The sequence below is a fragment of the Stenotrophomonas sp. HMWF023 genome (genome assembly GCF_003060985.1).
Taxonomy (GTDB): Bacteria; Pseudomonadota; Gammaproteobacteria; order Xanthomonadales; family Xanthomonadaceae; genus Stenotrophomonas; species Stenotrophomonas lactitubi.
Window position 1 is genome coordinate 1 of record NZ_QAIJ01000025.1, and the last position, 15,494, is coordinate 15,494.

At 65.2% G+C, this 15,494-nt stretch carries 15 protein-coding genes; 4 read left to right on the plus strand and 11 right to left on the minus strand.

From position 1 onward, the window contains the following. Nucleotides 1-68 precede the first annotated feature (68 nt). The 3 genes from ligD to DBR20_RS00835 all read right to left on the minus strand — a co-directional run bounded on the left by ligD (nt 69) and on the right by DBR20_RS00835 (nt 4,024). Entirely contained in the window at nt 69-2,546 is a 2,478-nt protein-coding gene (gene ligD / locus DBR20_RS00825) for a DNA ligase D (protein WP_108264852.1), read from the minus strand. Nucleotides 2,547-2,549: 3 nt separating this feature from the next. Beyond that, nucleotides 2,550-3,479 (minus strand): Ku protein, encoded by a 930-nt coding sequence (locus DBR20_RS00830; RefSeq protein ID WP_108264863.1) that lies wholly within the window; start codon nt 3,477-3,479, stop codon nt 2,550-2,552. A 146-nt stretch (nt 3,480-3,625) separates the two neighbouring features. Further along, nucleotides 3,626-4,024, minus strand: a complete 399-nt coding sequence (locus DBR20_RS00835) for a hypothetical protein (RefSeq protein WP_108264853.1) — start codon at nt 4,022-4,024, stop codon at nt 3,626-3,628. A 141-nt stretch (nt 4,025-4,165) separates the two neighbouring features. On the opposite strand from DBR20_RS00835, the gene DBR20_RS00840 reads away from it, so the two are divergent. Then, nucleotides 4,166-4,492: a hypothetical protein gene (locus DBR20_RS00840; RefSeq protein ID WP_089241889.1), complete on the plus strand. Its 327-nt coding sequence runs from the start codon at nt 4,166-4,168 to the stop codon at nt 4,490-4,492. A gap of 108 nt (nt 4,493-4,600) precedes the next feature. Here the strand turns inward: DBR20_RS00840 and DBR20_RS00845 are convergent, their stop codons facing one another. Continuing rightward, nucleotides 4,601-6,715 carry a TonB-dependent receptor gene (locus DBR20_RS00845; RefSeq protein WP_108264854.1) on the minus strand — a complete coding sequence of 705 codons (2,115 nt, stop codon included), beginning with the start codon at nt 6,713-6,715 and terminating at the stop codon, nt 4,601-4,603. 171 nt (nt 6,716-6,886) lie between these two features. On the opposite strand from DBR20_RS00845, the gene DBR20_RS00850 reads away from it, so the two are divergent. From DBR20_RS00850 to DBR20_RS00860, 3 genes are all read left to right on the plus strand, one after another. Further along, on the plus strand, nt 6,887-8,089 hold the full coding sequence (locus tag DBR20_RS00850) for an amino acid aminotransferase (protein WP_108264855.1): 1,203 nt from the start codon (nt 6,887-6,889) through the stop codon (nt 8,087-8,089). Between the two features lie 332 nt (nt 8,090-8,421). Continuing rightward, entirely contained in the window at nt 8,422-9,438 is a 1,017-nt protein-coding gene (locus DBR20_RS00855) for a class 1 fructose-bisphosphatase (protein ID WP_108264856.1), read from the plus strand. A gap of 108 nt (nt 9,439-9,546) precedes the next feature. Then, nucleotides 9,547-10,257 (plus strand): 2OG-Fe(II) oxygenase, encoded by a 711-nt coding sequence (locus DBR20_RS00860; protein ID WP_108264857.1) that lies wholly within the window; start codon nt 9,547-9,549, stop codon nt 10,255-10,257. An 805-nt stretch (nt 10,258-11,062) separates the two neighbouring features. Here DBR20_RS00860 and DBR20_RS00870 read toward each other — a convergent pair. The 7 genes from DBR20_RS00870 to DBR20_RS00900 form a co-directional block, all read right to left on the minus strand. After that, entirely contained in the window at nt 11,063-11,245 is a 183-nt protein-coding gene (locus DBR20_RS00870; protein WP_229978533.1) for a hypothetical protein, read from the minus strand. 60 nt (nt 11,246-11,305) lie between these two features. Then, entirely contained in the window at nt 11,306-11,902 is a 597-nt protein-coding gene (locus DBR20_RS00875; protein ID WP_229978532.1) for a hypothetical protein, read from the minus strand. A 21-nt stretch (nt 11,903-11,923) separates the two neighbouring features. Further along, on the minus strand, nt 11,924-12,532 hold the full coding sequence (locus DBR20_RS21820; RefSeq protein ID WP_146186919.1) for a hypothetical protein: 609 nt from the start codon (nt 12,530-12,532) through the stop codon (nt 11,924-11,926). A 139-nt stretch (nt 12,533-12,671) separates the two neighbouring features. Further along, on the minus strand, nt 12,672-13,784 hold the full coding sequence (locus tag DBR20_RS00885) for a PA0069 family radical SAM protein (RefSeq protein WP_108264860.1): 1,113 nt from the start codon (nt 13,782-13,784) through the stop codon (nt 12,672-12,674). A 302-nt stretch (nt 13,785-14,086) separates the two neighbouring features. After that, nucleotides 14,087-14,830 carry a pyridoxine 5'-phosphate synthase gene (locus DBR20_RS00890; protein ID WP_108264861.1) on the minus strand — a complete coding sequence of 248 codons (744 nt, stop codon included), beginning with the start codon at nt 14,828-14,830 and terminating at the stop codon, nt 14,087-14,089. A gap of 9 nt (nt 14,831-14,839) precedes the next feature. Further along, the gene (locus DBR20_RS00895; protein ID WP_108264862.1) at nt 14,840-15,100 is read right to left on the minus strand and encodes a hypothetical protein; all 261 of its coding nucleotides are present in this window, start codon (nt 15,098-15,100) and stop codon (nt 14,840-14,842) included. Nucleotides 15,101-15,140: 40 nt separating this feature from the next. Further along, nucleotides 15,141-15,494, minus strand: a 354-nt coding sequence (locus DBR20_RS00900; protein ID WP_258223071.1) for a phospholipase D-like domain-containing protein, incomplete at its 5' end; no start/stop codon positions are given.

The following is a 15,494-nucleotide window of genomic DNA, read 5'->3' on the forward strand; positions in this document are numbered from 1 at the left end:
GATACGGGTAGTGCCGGCCGCTGGCCGGCAACCCCAGCGAACCTTCAGTTGCCGACCAGCGGCCGGCATTACCGCTGCAACGTCGGCAGCGTCTGCTTCAGCGCGTCGATGCCCTGCCACGGATCCGCTTTCAATCGCTTCGCCCGTGCCAACGCCTTGTCCATCGGAAACGCATCGGCAGCGCCGACACGCGCCAGCTCTTCCCAGCGCAGCGGCACCGCCACGCCCGCGCTCTCGCGCGCACGCAGCGACCACGAACACACGCTGGTCGCTCCACGTGTATTACGCAGCCAGTCGATGAAGATCACCCCGTTGCGTTTAGCCTTGCTCATCGTCGCCACGTAGTGGTCCGGGGCCTGTTCGGCCATCGCCTGCGCGAACGCCTCGCAGAACGCTTTCGCGTCCTCCCAGTCCGCCTTGGGCAGCAGCGGCACCACCACATGCACGCCCTTGCCACCGGACAACCGCACGAAGCTCTGCAGCCCGGTCTCCTGCAGTCGATCGCGCACATCACGCGCGCCGCGCTTCACGTCGGCCCAGCTCACGCCCTCACCCGGATCAAGATCGAACACCAGCCGGTCGGGATGCTCGGGATCGGCCACCGTCGCCCCCCAGGGATGCAGCTCCAGGGTGTTCATCTGCACCAATTGCAGCAGCCCGCGTTCGTCATCGATATAGACGTAGTCCTCGCGCCCGCTCTTCTGCTGCAGCGGCACTGCATGCACGGCGTCGCCCAGGCCCTGGCCGTGGTGCTTCTGGAAGAAGCAGGCCTTGCCTACGCCATCGGGACAGCGCAGCAGTGACAGCGGTCGCCCACTGATTTCCGGCAGGATCCAGCGCGCCATCTGCCGGTAGTAGTCGGCAACGTCACCCTTGCTGAGCTTCTTCTTCGCGAACACCACGCGCTCAGGATGGGTGATGGCCACGTCGTCGCCGTCGTCGGCCGGTGCTGCACTCATCGCCAGGTCCTCCTTCTTCTTGTCGCTGCGCAGTCGCTTGAAGCTGGCCTGGCGCAGCAATCCTTCCTTGCCCCAGCCGCGGAACGCGACCTCGGCCACCGTCACCGGCTTCACCCAGCGCACGCTGGCCGCACGGAAGGGGACATGCGACGGCAGCTCCAGCACCGCTGCGTTCACCGCCAACGGTGCCAGCGTGGCGGACAGCGCGCGCAGGCTCTCATCGTCGAAGCCGGTACCGACCCGGCCGACATAGCGCAGGCCGCCCTTGTCCGGCGTGGCCAGCAGCAGCGAGCCGAATCCCACCCGCGAGCCTTTTGGCGCGGTGTGGCCGATGATCAGGAATTCATCGGTGTCCTCGTGCTTCACCTTCACCCAACTGCGTGCGCGGGTGTTCATATAGGGCGCGTCGATCTGCTTGCTGACGATGCCTTCGAAGCCCGCCTTGCCGCTGGCGTCGAACACCTCCGGGCCGTGGTCGACGACGTGTTCGCTGAAGGCCAGCGTGCCAACTGCATCGCCGATCAGCTCTTTCAGCAGTGACTTGCGTTCCAGCAGCGGCGCGCGGCTGATGTCGACCCCGGCCACGCCCGGCAGATCGAACACGATGTAGCGCAGCGGTTGTTTCGAGCTGCCGTCGATCACCCGCTGCAGCGCGGCGAAGTCGCTGCGGCCGTTGTCATCCAGCACCACCAGTTCCCCATCCAGGCGCGCATCGCGTACCGGAAGCGCCTGTACGGCCTGCACCACTTCGGGAAAATCCGCGGTCCAATCCAGGCCATTGCGCGAGCGCAGTTTCACCTCGCCCTCGTGCAGATCGGCCAGCAGCCGGTAGCCATCCCACTTGATCTCGTGCAGCCAGCGCTCGCCGTCCGGTGCGCTGTCGCGATGATCGGTGAGCTGTGGTTTGAACTGACGCGGGTAGTCCTTGTCACGCGCTCCGTCCAGCTTCAGCGCGCGCGCACGCCAGCGTGCATCGGCCTTGCGTGGGTGTGCGGTACGCGGCGCTGACGCTGCCTTCTTCATAGTGGCGCGGGCCGCCTTCGCAGATTTGGTTGCCGGCGCGTGCAGCAGATCATCCGCTTCGGCATCCCGCGCCTGCTCGTCGTCGCGCTTGATCAGCAGCCACTGCACCTGGCGGCCCTTCATCGCCGTGCGTACCAGCTTCCAGCCACCCGCCAGACGCTGCCCATGCAGCACGAAGTCGATTTTGCCGGCAGCCAATGCCTGCAGCGGATCACCTTCGCAGGCCCAGCTGCCGTGGTCGAATACATCAACATGCCCGGCGCCGTAGTGTCCTTGCGGAATGTCACCTTCGAAGCCGGCATAGGAAAGAGGGTGGTCTTCCACCTCCACCGCCAGGCGCTTCTCACCCACCCGCAGCGACGGCCCTTTCGGTACCGCCCAGCTCTTCAGCACGCCATCCATTTCCAGGCGGAAATCGTAGTGGCGGCTGCTGGCGTGGTGCAGTTGAACCACGAAGATCGGCCGTCGCTTCGGATTCCCCTGTGCGGGCGCTTCATCCGGCTCGGGGGTCTGCCCGCTGCCTCCGCCCAGCCGACGCTTGCGCCGGTACTGATGCAGCGACATGGCTCAACCTGCCTTGCGTCGCGCGGCGGTTTTCTTTGCAGCCTTCTTCGCAGGGGCTTTTTTTGCCGGTGCCTTCTTCGCCGCTGTCTTCTTGGCCGGTGCTTTGCGCTCTGCTGCCTTCTTGGCCGGCGTGCGCTTGTTGGCATCCAGGCTCTTCTGCAGCAATGCCATGAAGTCCACCACGTTGGTGCTGGCGTCCTCGCGCGGTGCCGGCTCGTCCTCCACCTTGGTGGTGCCACCCTTGGACTTGATGCGCTTGTTCAGCACCTGCTGCAGGCGCTCGCGGAATTCGTCGTGGTACTGCGAGGGATCCCAGTCGCCGGCCATCGACTCGATCAGCTGCTCGGCCATCGCCGTTTCCTTGCTGGTGATGCGGTAGTCAGCGAGCTTTCCACTGGGCAGCTTGTAGTCGTCAGGCTCGACCAGTTCCTGTGGATAACGCAGGATCATCAGCACCAGTGCGTCGTCGTTGGGCATCACCGCGCACAGGTACTCGCGCGTGCGCACCACCACCCGTGCGATACCGACCTTGCCGGTGCTGCGCAGTGTTTCCCGCAGCAGCACGTAGCCTTTCTCGGCTTTTTTACCCGGCACCAGCAGATAGGGTTTTTCGTAGTAGCGTGGATCGATCTGCGTGGCGTCGACGAAGGTCTCCACCTCCACCGTTTCATGGCTCTCCGGGGCCGCCGAACGGATATCGTCTTCCTCCAGCACGACGTAGCTGCCCTTGTCGTACTCGTAGGCTTTGACGATGTCCTTCCACGGCACTTCCTCGCCGGTATCGGCGTTGACCCGTTCGAAGCGGATCGGTTTGCGGTCGCGTGAATCCAGCATGCGGAAGTGCAGGTCGACCTTGCGTTCGCCGGACATCAGCGAGACCGGTACGTTGAGCAGGCCGAAGGAAAGCGTGCCGGTCCAGATCGGGCGGGCCATGATGGGCACCTGGGTTTCAGCAGGGGTAGCCAGCTTCAGCCGGCCACCGTGAAACAACCGTGTCGGCAACGTGCACGCCGTGCGGGTAGTGCCGGCCGATGGCCGGCATCCCCGCGCATCATCGAGCTGCCGGCCAGCGGCCGGCACTACTGCAGCAGCGGCCTCACCGCAGCGGCAGGGATATGGTCCAGCGCGCGCCAAGCATCTTCCACCACCGGCTGCGCCTGGGCCCAGTTCAGGCGCGACTGTCCGCGCATCTGGTCCCAGTGCTCAGCCAGCTCGCCACAGGTCTCGGCGCCACCGCCACGCGGCCAGTCGGCGGCGTGCGTGGTCAGCGCGAAGGCATACACCGGGCACAGATCGCGCCAGTTGCGATGCCCCTGTCCGCGGCGTTCTTCGTAGTCACTCAGCATGTACTGCAGGTAATCCTGCGCCACCGCCTGCGGATCCTCCATGCGGCGGGTCCGGCGCTGCGCGCTGCGCTGGCCCAGCGGATCCAGCAGGGCGTTGAACACGGACGGGGCGGGGCGTTCAAGACGGGGCATGGCCGGCTCCTGCAGCAGGGCGGGTGGGCAGGAATACGCGCGGTGCCGTTATCCAGTCGTGACAAAGATGTTCATGACGCCAGGTTCGCAGCGGCTTTACCTCGTCCGCGCTGTAGTGGAGGCCTACCGGAGGAACGCCCCATGACCACCACCCGTGACCCCCTGCGTGAGAACCACACCCCCGAGCCGGGTGAGCAGCGCGGCAAACACGATCTGGCCGATGCCGAGGACCGCGGTGCGGGCATGTCGACACCCGACGAGGGTGCATTGCCCGTCGTTCGCCGGCCTGAACAGGCCGCACAGGACCGCAAGGACTGTGGCGATCGCAATCGCGGCGGCCAGGAGAGTCCGCTGAAGCGGCGCGAGCGCAAGCAGCACGCCAGCGACAACCAGGACGAGGCGCTGGAAGAGACCTTCCCGGCCAGCGACCCGACCTCGCCATTCGTGCCAGCCAAGGCCCCGGATTGATCGCCACGCCGGCCAAGGCCACCGATTTACGGGTAGTGCCGGCCGCTGGCCGGCAACCTCCTGAAGTCCTGCACGGAGCGATGCCGGCCAGTAGCCGGCACTACCGCTTCAGCGCCATGACCACTGCAGGCCGACGCTGGTGCGGCGGTCCGGCCCCGGTTCGAAGAACCGGCCGTTGCCGTCGTTGACGATCACCGAGCCGATGTAGCGCTGGTCCAGCACGTTGTCGATACGCGCGAATGCACGCAGCTCACCAGCCTGCAGCCTCCAGCTGCGGCCGGCCTCCAGGTTCAGCAGCGCGTATCCCGGCGCGCGCTCGGTGGCGATGTCGTTCACCACCACGTCGCTGCTGGCCGCAGCTTCCAGCGCCCACTGCCAGTCCCCCGGCGACCACTGCAGGCGGGCATACGCCTGCTGCCGGGGCACGCCGGGCAGGCGGCTGCCGGCGGCAACCACGGTGTCTGGCACGGCGCAGTTGCTGGCCGCACAGGCCAGGTAGGGCGAGCGCACCTGCGCCTGCAGCCAAGTCCAGGCCAGCTGCAGCTCCAGCTGCTCGGCCAACGTCTGCCGGTACTGCAGCTCCACACCCTGGCGGCGGGTGCGGCCGATGTTGCGATACGTGCTGCGACCGTTGGTGTTGCTGGCAACGGCCAGCTCATCGTCGGTATCTGCGCGGAACAGGCTCACATCGAGCTGCCTTCCATCCTGCGCATGCCATTTGCTGCCCACTTCCAGGCTGCGGCTGCGGGCAGCCGCCAGATCCAGCGCCAACCCGGCCTGGCCATCGGCGCGGTAGCCCAGTTCGTTGAACGTCGGGGTTTCAAAACCACGGCCCACGGCCGCGTGCAGTCGCCACTGCGGGCTGGCCTCGAAGCTGACACCGGCCACCGGCGTGGTGGCCTGGTAGCGGCGGCGGCCGCTGTCGTCCGGATTGCGCCCGACGATGTAGCGATCATCCGATTCGAAGCGCACCGTGCTGTGGCGCACCCCGGCCAACAGCGACCAGCGCGGGCTCCATTGCCACCACGCCTGGGCGAACTGGTCCACGTTCTGCACGATGTCGATCTGGTCGCGGCGCAGGCGACCGCGCACGCCCATGGAGGTGCCGATGAAGTTCTCGTAGCCAGTGCGGTGCTGGCGCTGGCGATCGGCATTCACGCCCACCACCAGATCCAGCGGGCGGCCCCACAGATCGCCGTTCCAGCCCCAGCGCGCGTCCAGCCCGCCGTAGCCGCCATTCAGGTCGATCACGCCACCGGCGTGCAATGGGTTGGCCTGCGGTCCCGGCGGAATCGGCAGGTACTGGGTCACCGCGCGCTGTCCGGCATAGCCCATCAGCTGCCAGCGCTGCGCACCGGCTTCCCGTGTCCAGCGCAGGCCGGCCTGCTGCTGGCGCACCGATTTGCGGGTGTTGTACTGGTGGGCCACCGCCGTGGCCTGGCGCGGGTTGGCCGCCACCTGCGCGCGGGTCAGCCCCAGCGGGTCCTGCGCGTTCGGCGCGTGCAGCGCATTGAGCAGAAGCTCCAGGCGGCCGCCAGCGAGCTCGGTTCCCAGCCGCGCGTTCAACGATTCGCGGCGCGCACGGCTGTGGTCACGCCAACCGTCGGTGCTGAAATGGTTGGCGGCCACGTTGTAGTCGATGCCCCTGCCCGCGCCGCGCAGCTGCGCACCGACGCTGAGCGTGTTGTCGGCACCGACATTCACCCGCAGCCGCCAGGGGTCACCGGCCTGGCCCTGCGCGCTCCACACCTGCAGCACGCCCCCGGACGAGTTTCCATACAGGGCCGAGAACGGCCCACGCAGCACCTCGATGCGCTCGGCACCGAGCAGGCTGGCGTGCGACAGCTGGCCCTGGCCATCGGGCATGGTCGCCGGCACACCGTCGATCAGCACTCGTACCCCGCGCACGCCGAAGGTCGAGCGTGCACCGAAGCCTCGGATCGACAGCTGGGTGTCCTGCGCGAAGTTCTGCCGGTCACGGGCCAGCAGGCCCGGCACCCCGCCCAGCGCCTCGGACAGCTGCGCGTTGGCGCCGGTACGGTCGGCATCGATCCACACCGTATCCAGGCTGGCGGGCAGGGCAAAGGGATCCACGCCCGGCACCCGCGCGGCCTGCACCTGCACAGCGGGCAGGGCGGTCGGCGAGGGCGCGGCCCCCACCGCCAGGGGCGACAGCAGCAGGGCGGACAGCGGCAGGCAATGACGTCGTGCGGCGGGATTCATGATTCAGGTTGATGGATCGGGCGGCAACGCACGCCATGGTACGGGCAGGCGGATGACGATGGCGGCGGCCAGCCCCGGCAGGCTTTGTTACGATGGGTCGGTTTCGGCCGACAGGCCGCAAACCGCGTGGCGCAATTCCTCCCCCTTTCCGTCTACCGAACGAGTACCGCCGTGTCCTTCTTTGCAAACGTGGAACTGGTCCCAGGCGACCCGATCCTGGGCCTGACCGAGGCGTACAACGCCGACAGCCGCCCGACCAAGGTCAACCTGGGTGTGGGCATCTACTACGACGAGAGCGGCCGCATTCCGCTGCTGCGCGCCGTCAAGCAGATCGAGCAGCAGCTCGCCAACGAAGCCAAACCGCGCGGCTATCTGCCGATCGATGGCCTGCCTGCGTACACCCAGGCCACCCGTGAGCTGGTGTTCGGCAAGGATTCGCCGCTGCTGGCTGCCGGCCGCGTCACCACCGCACAGACCGTCGGTGGCAGCGGTGCGCTGCGCGTCGGCGCCGACGTGCTGAAGAAGCTGCTGCCGCACGCCACCGTCGCGCTGAGCAACCCGAGCTGGGAAAACCACCGCGCGGTGTTCAGCGCCGCTGGTTTCGAGGTGGTGGATTACACCTACTTCGACCCGGCCACCCATGGCGTCAACTTCGACGGCCTGCTGGCCGACCTCGGCAAGCTGGAAGCGGGCACCGTGGTGCTGCTGCACGCCTGCTGCCACAACCCCACCGGCGCCGACCTCACCGTCAGCCAGTGGAAGCAGGTCGCGCAGCTGCTGAAGGACCGCCAGCTGTTCCCCTTCATCGACATGGCCTACCAGGGCTTCGACAAGGGTATCGAGCAGGACGGCGCCGCCGTGCGCATCATCGCTGAAGCCGGCATCGACAGCTTCATCGTCGCCAACTCGTACTCCAAGTCGTTCTCGTTGTATGGCGAGCGCGTGGGTGCGTTGTCGATGGTGGCGCCGACCGCCGCTGACGCCAAGGCCGTGCAGTCGCAGGTCAAGCGCGTGATCCGCACGATCTACTCCAGCCCGTCCACCCACGGTGCTGCACTGGTTGCCGGTGTGCTGACCAACCCGGAACTGCGTGCGATGTGGGAGCAGGAACTGACCGAGATGCGCGAGCGCATCCACGCCCTGCGCCAGGGCCTGGTCGAGAAGCTGGCCGCCGCCGGCGCCCCGCAGTTCGCTTTCATCAACGAACAGGCCGGCATGTTCTCGTACTCCGGCCTGAGCCGCGAACAGGTCGAGCGCCTGCGCGACGAGTTCGGCATCTACGCCGTCGGCACCGGCCGCATCTGCGTGGCCGCGCTGAACCAGAACAACCTGGAATACGTCGCCAAGGCCGTGGCCACCGTCGCCAAGGGCTGAAGCACCACTCCAGTGGTTTGAAAACAAAGGCGCCGCAAGGCGCCTTTGTTTTTGCTCCTGCCTTGCCACACCCTCCGCGCGCGCCGCCAACCCTGAAGCACGCGGGAGGGGGAGGCAATGCAGGACCGTTGGCGCCATGGATGGCGCCATCGAGCTTACATGGACGTACTTGCAGCGTGTCCTGCATTGTCTCCCCCTCCCGCGTGCCTCGACGAAAGGGAGGCGCCACACAGCGCAACGCATCTGGAAACGATTACGCCTTCCCCGCTCACCCACGCGCAAGTCAGACCAGCGACAATAGTCGTTTCCCCGTTGCCGAGACCTGCCCGCCCATGTCCCGTACCTCGTTGACCCGCTTCCTGATCCAGCAGCAGCACGCCGGCCGCATCAACGCCGACCTGCGCCAGCTGATCGCGGTCGTCGCCCGCGCCTGCACCAGCATCTCCATCGCCGTCAGCAAGGGCGCCCTCGGTGGCGTGCTCGGCGAGGCCGGCACCGGCAACGTGCAGGGCGAAGCGCAGAAGAAGCTGGATGTCATCAGCAACGAGATCCTGCTGGAAGCCAACGCCTGGGGCGGTCACCTCGCTGCCTGCGCATCGGAGGAAATGGACCACAGCCAGCCGGTGCCGGACATCTACCCGCGCGGCGATTTCCTGCTGCTGTTCGATCCCCTCGATGGCAGCTCCAACATCGACGTCAACGTCTCCGTCGGCACCATCTTCTCGGTGCTGCGTTGCCCGACCAACGTCGAACTGCCTGGCGATGACGCTTTCCTGCAGCCGGGCAGCAAGCAGATCGCCGCCGGCTACTGCATCTACGGTCCCAGCACGCAGCTGGTGCTGACCGTCGGCCACGGTACCCACGCCTTCACCCTCGACCGCGAAACCGGCGAGTTCCTGCTGACCACCGAGAACATGCAGATTCCGGCGGCCACCCAGGAGTTCGCCATCAACATGTCCAACCAGCGGCACTGGGAAGCGCCGATGCAGGCCTATGTGGAAGATCTGCTGGCCGGCAAGGACGGCCCGCGCGGCAAGAACTTCAACATGCGCTGGATCGCCAGCATGGTGGCCGACGTGCATCGCATCCTGACCCGCGGCGGCATCTTCATCTACCCGTGGGACAAGAAGGAACCGGGCAAGGCCGGCAAGCTGCGCCTGATGTACGAAGCCAACCCGATGGGGCTGCTGGTGGAACAGGCGGGCGGTACGGCCTGGACCGGTCGCGAGCGCATCACCGACCTGCAACCCGACCAGCTGCACCAGCGTGTGCCGGTGTTCCTCGGTTCGCGCGAAGAGGTCGCCGAGGCCGTGCGTTATCACCAGGAGCATGACGCGAAGAGCGTCTGACAGCGGCCATCCCTACAGGGGTCATGGCAGATTGATGACATGACCGCAGGGTGACAGCAGCGGCTGCAAGCGGCACCATCAAGCCCTTGCCGTCGAAGGAATGCACGCATGCACGAGCCGGGCCCTGTCGATTTCATCGAGGTCATCCACAACGCCGTCCCCAGCGACGTGTGCGCTGCGATCGTCGCCCGCATGCGTGCAAGTCAGGGCCTGAAACCCGGTGCAGTGGGCAGCGGCGTGTTCCCGGAACTCAAGCACAGCAAGGATCTGCGGATCAGCGGCCTGGAGGGCTGGCAGGATGTGGACCAGCAGCTGCAGCAGGCGGTTTTTGCCGGTCTGCAGACTTATCTACGCCGTTATCCACAGGCATTGATCGCGCCGCTGATGTTGCAGATCCAGGACAGCAACGGCCAGCCGCGACGTCTGTCGGCCGAGGATTTTCCCGACATGGCACCGGAGCAGCTTGCGGATCTGGCGCGCACCTGCCTGCGCCCGGGCGCGATCAACCTGCAGTGGTACACAGCGGGCGAGGGCGGCTACCCGTACTGGCACTGCGAGCTGTACCCGAAGGATGCGCAGGCCGACACGCTGCACCGCCACCTGCTGTGGACGCTGTACCTCAACGACGACTTCGAAGAAGGCGAAACCGAGTTCCTGTTCCAGGGCCGGAAGATCGCGCCGCGCACCGGCAGCCTGCTGATTGCGCCGACGGCGTTTACTCATACCCATCGTGGGAATCGGCCACAGGGTGGCGACAAGTTCATCGCAACCAGCTGGATCCTGTTCCAGAGTGCGCAGAAGTTGTTTGGGGCAGGGTGATACAAACTGGTCACTCGAGGTTCCCAGCACCTTGTCCGGATCATGGAGCTGGCCCCCGAGATCCTGTGCTGTGGTGCGAGCAGTGGCGCTATCTCCTAAGGCAGACCACTACCCGGGCTGCCCTCGCTGATAAGAGAATCCCCAGATGCTGGCACGCCTTCCCATGCGCCCAGCCGACCCAGCGGCCTCCGGATGGCATTCAATTCATAGCTGAGCTCGCGCATCTTGCAGTGGTCCTTCCAGCCCGCGGGGCTGTCGAGGTTGGTCGCATGGTCAGGCCAACTAAGATGGTCGGTGTGACCGAAACTGACGTCCTCGTTCCGGTCGGTGCCGACAGGGCTCGCCCCCAAACCACGGGCTCAAAACCAGGGTCACTGCTTTCTCCATGGTCTGATCAAGGTTTTGTGCATTACCCAAGCGATCCAGCCGCAGACCAATCCGATCCCAGCGACAATGATTTCCTCTTCCCCGAAGGGGGACCCACTTACCCGTTGATAGACGACAAAAACCATTGCTCTCAATGACAACAGGGCAAATATGACTACAGGTGCCCAAAGTACAATCTTCATCATTCCCCCGTGTGCAATGCATGGACCAGTGCTCGACGACTGGCCGCCTACGCTCTCTATCCCGCCATCTGCGGCATCATGATCTTCTTGCACGCACTACCGGAGGTTCCTCTCTGCGCTCTTGCTTGCCGCTGCAGCACTACCACCGAATACCGATGTCTCGCGCGCATGCGCAGTTTCGGGCTTTCCGTGCCACCTACAGAAGCTTCCTGCAGCGAAGTCGAGCAAGCTCGACGCTACCGAGGACGGCGATGATAGAGAATCCCGCCCGCTACTGCACCGAACACTGCGATACCCAGGCCAACAAGCTCTTCTTCTCCAAGCGCTTCGCCAGATATCAGCTTGCCGACCGTCAGCAGCAGGACGTTCAATGGGAGCATCCACAAGAACGCGATGCCAAGCCAGTAGATGATCTTCATTTCATGCCCTCATTGATCCAGTCGTTACAGAGGTGGTTGCACGCAGGCTGTTCCACCCTGCTATCGGCCGGGTCCAAAGGATCGCCAGAGATTACCGTCGCCGCCTTGCCAGGCACTGAGCTTCTCGAAGGGGATTTCCTTGAGTTGGCAGGTGAACTGGAGATAGAAGGAACGGTCTTCTTTTCGATAGCTGTTCCATCCGACAGCCGTCACTTTGACTTCGATCCGACCATCGCCCTTGTGCGGCTGGTGTAGTTCAACATCCGCCGAATGGGACAGCCAGTAGTCTCCCTTGTGTGCGAACCCTGCGCCGCCACTGGTCAAGCGCGCATCCACTACCTCCGGCATCCCTTCGGACGAAGGCGTGTATCCCTTCAGGCTGCCGGTGATCTTGGTGAACTGCTGGGAATCGATCACGCCCGGCGACTCCGAGAAGAGGCGCAGCAGAAGGAGCGTGTCCGTGCCCTTGCTCACCACCTGACCTGTATTTGCCGTCCACAGATGTTGCTCGAACTCGTCCAGACCGGCTGGCATATCAGTGGCAATCGATGCCTGCGGAACGGCGATGCATTCGTGAATGGAGCGAGCCTGCACCTGCAGGGTCACAAGGGAGAGAAGGAGAGCGCTGGCCGGAAGGCAGCACAGGCGTTTCATCATGTAGACACCGCTGATTCGAATTCAGTCACGCGAGCGACTGGCAGGATGTGCCTGATCAAAAGGGGATGCGTCGGGATCATGTGCTCCCGTCCATGCATCAAGGTCCTGCATCTGCAGGGGCGAGGCTTTCAGGCGCTCTGATAGCTGGGTCGGTGCATCACATTCATTGCGCCATTCCAGTGGGCTTGTGGAGCGGAACGATGCGTCAATCTGGATCTCGATGCCGGAATCTCCGGTGGAAATCACGGTGATCTGCCCTGCGACCGGAACTCCGTAGCAGCCGGTCTTTCCGGCGAATGCGCTGGATCCACTGCTATGGAACATCCGTACGCGATCACCTGCAGCGGCGAATCGGTCTCCTGCCTTCGCATCAGCGGGGAGCTGGACCGTGAGCTTGCTGAAGGTGGAACGGTCGGTCCACCACGAAGACCGGAATCGTCGAACCCCGATCACACGGTTGTTGCCGGCAACGATCTGGTGACAGGCAAAGAGTCGCTGGCGCGGCTCGACCGTCAGGCAGGCGAGGTCATGCATGGCAGCGTCTTCAACCACAAACGCACGGGCAGCCTCTGCATCGGCGCCGCAGGCAAACAGAAACGCACCACAGCTGAAGGCATGTAGGCGCTTCATGCACGAATCGATTCATCGCCAAACAGACGGAATCGCACCCTCGCCGATCGTAGGTAATCCATCTGCACCCTTCCATGGTCTGCAGGCCATCCGGCCAAGCGCAGATTGTTGCCGGTAAGTCAGGCAGCGGTCCAGCGTTCTAGAACAGACTTCCCTGCGGCGAATCCTTGCGCGGCGGCAACGGCTTCTCGAACCGGCTGCAATCCAGTTTCGGCCAGTGGCTGTTCTGCGCGTTGAAGCCCAGGCGCTTGCGCGCCAGCTTGAAGCGGTTGCTCAACAGCTCCGCATATACGCCCTGGCCACGCATGCGCGTGCCGAACTGGCTGTCGTAATCCTTGCCGCCACGCAGCTGCTGGATGGTGCTCATCACATGCGCGGCACGATCCGGATGATGGGTATCCAGCCAATCGCGGAACAGCGGCGCCACTTCCAGCGGCAAGCGCAGCAGCACGTAGCCCGCAGTACTGGCGCCGGCATCATGCGCAGCCTCCAGAACGGCTTCCAGTTCACTGTCATTGATCCATGGAATCACCGGCGCCACCATCACACCCACCGGGATACCAGCCTCGTGCAGGCGCTTCATCGCACGCAGGCGCGCATGGGGTGCCGAGGCACGCGGCTCCAGTTTCGCCGATAGGTGCGGATCCAACGAGGTCACCGAGAAATGCACGCTGACCAGGTTCTCCGCCGCCAGCGGTGCGAGCAGATCGATGTCGCGCTCGACCAGCGCGTTCTTGGTGATCAGCGAGAACGGATGTTTCGTCTCCAGCATCACTTCGATCAGCTGACGGGTCAGCTTGAACTTGCGTTCGATTGGCTGATACGCGTCGGTGTTGATGCCCAGCGCGATCGGCTGCGGCACGTAGCCCTGCTTCGACAGCTCCTTGCGCAGCAGCTGGGGCGCGTTGGTCTTGGCAAACAGCTTGCTCTCGAAGTCGAGCCCGGGTGACAGGTTCAGATAGGCATGCGAGGGCCGCGCGAAGCAGTACGAGCAGCCGTGCTCGCAGCCGCGATACGGATTCACCGATTGGCTGAAGCCGACGTCCGGCGAGGTGTTGCGGCTGATGATGCTGCGCGCGGTCTCGGCACGCACTTCGGTGCGCAGGCGCGGAGCGAGGAATTCTTCGCTCTCGTCCATCGCCCAGCCGTCGTCCACTACCTCGCTGACGGTGCTTTCGAAGCGCCCGGCAAGGTGGGACGTGGAACCCCGACCCTTTATGGCGGCCTGGGCGTTGCGAGGGGGGTGCTGCATGTTGCCCTCCGGCCGTTACGAGATATTAGTATTATTGCTAACCACAGGCGGCGCAAGCGGCCAGGATTCACGTAGCTGTAGGCGTAGAGGCGCATGGGACTGCACGTTGACCCCAGACTTGTCCACAGGGTTGCGTGGTTTGCGACCGGGCGCGCGCCATCGCCGCGGCAGGCCAGCATGGGCCACGGGTGTCTCAACAGCTGCGATGGGAAGATCGGCTACAGGGACGCACGCCAGGCCGGAATACGGCGACCTGCCGCACGTCCTCCGGCTTCAATCTGCCGGGGAAGTCCCATGCGCTGCTACAGCAGTGCCAGGTAACCCTTCACCGTGGCATCCAGGCCGTCGTACAGGGCTTCGCCGATCAGGGCGTGGCCGATCGAGACCTCCAACACGTCGGGCACATCGGCCAGGAAGTCACGCAGGTTGTCCTGCGACAGGTCGTGTCCGGCATTCACACCCAGGCCGACGGCCTGTGCACGGCGTGCGGCGGTGGCAAACAGTTCAAGCATTGCCCGCGCGTCGCCAGCAGCATGGGCCTCGGCATAGGGACCGGTGTACAGCTCGATGCGGTCGGCGCCGACCTCGGCCGCCTGTTCCAGCAGCGGGTTGCCGGCATCCACGAACAGGCTCACCCGGCAGCCCATTGCCTTCAGCTCGGCCACCAGCGGGCGCAGTCGCTGCGCGTCGCGCTCGAAGTCGAAACCATGATCGGAGGTGATCTGACCATCGCCATCGGGAACCAGCGTGGCCTGTGCCGGGCGCGTCTGCGCGCACAGCGGCAGCAGGCCGGGGTAGCCCTCACGCGGCGGCGCGAACGGGTTGCCTTCGATGTTGAATTCGACGCCCCGCGCGCGGGTCAGCACCGACAGTGCCAGCACGTCCTCGGCGGTGATGTGGCGGCGGTCCGGCCGCGGGTGCACGGTGATGCCATGCGCGCCCGCATCCAGGCAGGCCTGGGCGGCACGCACCACGTCCGGTTCGGCACCGCCACGCGAGTTGCGCAGGACGGCGATCTTGTTGACGTTGACGCTGAGCTGGGTCATGGAACGGGACTACGGGGAGTGGGAGGGAGGGTCGCTGCCGTCGGTCGAAGTCACCTTGGCCTGTTCGCGCAGACGCCGCAGTTCATCGCTGTCCACCAGTGTCGCCGGATCACGCTGAAGGTCGCCAAAGCGTGCGACGTAACGGCCGCGCACCCACGCCAGCAGGAAGGCGAGGGCGGCCAGCAGGGCCAGTGACATCAGCCCCATGTTCGGTGTCTTCAGGGCGAAGGCGAAGCAGCCCAGCGCCAGCAGCAGGTACAGCCAATACATTGTCAGTCTCCCCGGGCCATCGCCGCAGTGTAGCGCTGCCTCACAGCAGCGGCGAGGCCAATCGCGCGAAGGCCTCGGGCAACCGATGCAGCCACAGCGAGCGCCCTGCCTGGTCGTGTACGCGGGTGGCACGCTCGAACTCGGACTGCAGCAACGTAGACAGTTCCGCTACCCGGCCACGATCGCTGATCATCATCGACAGCTCGAAATTCAGGCGGAAGCTGCGGTGATCGAAGTTGGCGCTGCCGACGATGCAGACATCGTCGTCGGCGATGAAGGCCTTGGTATGCAGCATGCGCGGACCGTACTCGTAGATCTTCACGCCCGCATGCAGCAGTTCGTCGAAATACGAGCGGGCGGCCTGGGTGACGAACCAGGAGTCGCTCATCTTCGG

Bases quoted from the DNA above. Each gene is read 5' to 3' on its own strand.
- DBR20_RS00895 (WP_108264862.1), bottom strand. From the start codon at position 15,100: ATGTATTGGCTGTACCTGCTGCTGGCGCTGGGCTGCTTCGCCTTCGCC.
- DBR20_RS00875 (WP_229978532.1), bottom strand. From the start codon at position 11,902: ATGATGAAACGCCTGTGCTGCCTTCCGGCCAGCGCTCTCCTTCTCTCC.
- DBR20_RS00840 (WP_089241889.1), top strand. From the start codon at position 4,166: ATGACCACCACCCGTGACCCCCTGCGTGAGAACCACACCCCCGAGCCG.
- DBR20_RS21820 (WP_146186919.1), bottom strand. From the start codon at position 12,532: ATGAAGCGCCTACATGCCTTCAGCTGTGGTGCGTTTCTGTTTGCCTGC.
- DBR20_RS00885 (WP_108264860.1), bottom strand. From the start codon at position 13,784: ATGCAGCACCCCCCTCGCAACGCCCAGGCCGCCATAAAGGGTCGGGGT.
- DBR20_RS00830 (WP_108264863.1), bottom strand. From the start codon at position 3,479: ATGGCCCGCCCGATCTGGACCGGCACGCTTTCCTTCGGCCTGCTCAAC.
- DBR20_RS00835 (WP_108264853.1), bottom strand. From the start codon at position 4,024: ATGCCCCGTCTTGAACGCCCCGCCCCGTCCGTGTTCAACGCCCTGCTG.
- DBR20_RS00860 (WP_108264857.1), top strand. From the start codon at position 9,547: ATGCACGAGCCGGGCCCTGTCGATTTCATCGAGGTCATCCACAACGCC.
- ligD (WP_108264852.1), bottom strand. From the start codon at position 2,546: ATGTCGCTGCATCAGTACCGGCGCAAGCGTCGGCTGGGCGGAGGCAGC.
- DBR20_RS00845 (WP_108264854.1), bottom strand. From the start codon at position 6,715: ATGAATCCCGCCGCACGACGTCATTGCCTGCCGCTGTCCGCCCTGCTG.
- DBR20_RS00870 (WP_229978533.1), bottom strand. From the start codon at position 11,245: ATGAAGATCATCTACTGGCTTGGCATCGCGTTCTTGTGGATGCTCCCA.
- DBR20_RS00855 (WP_108264856.1), top strand. From the start codon at position 8,422: ATGTCCCGTACCTCGTTGACCCGCTTCCTGATCCAGCAGCAGCACGCC.
- DBR20_RS00890 (WP_108264861.1), bottom strand. From the start codon at position 14,830: ATGACCCAGCTCAGCGTCAACGTCAACAAGATCGCCGTCCTGCGCAAC.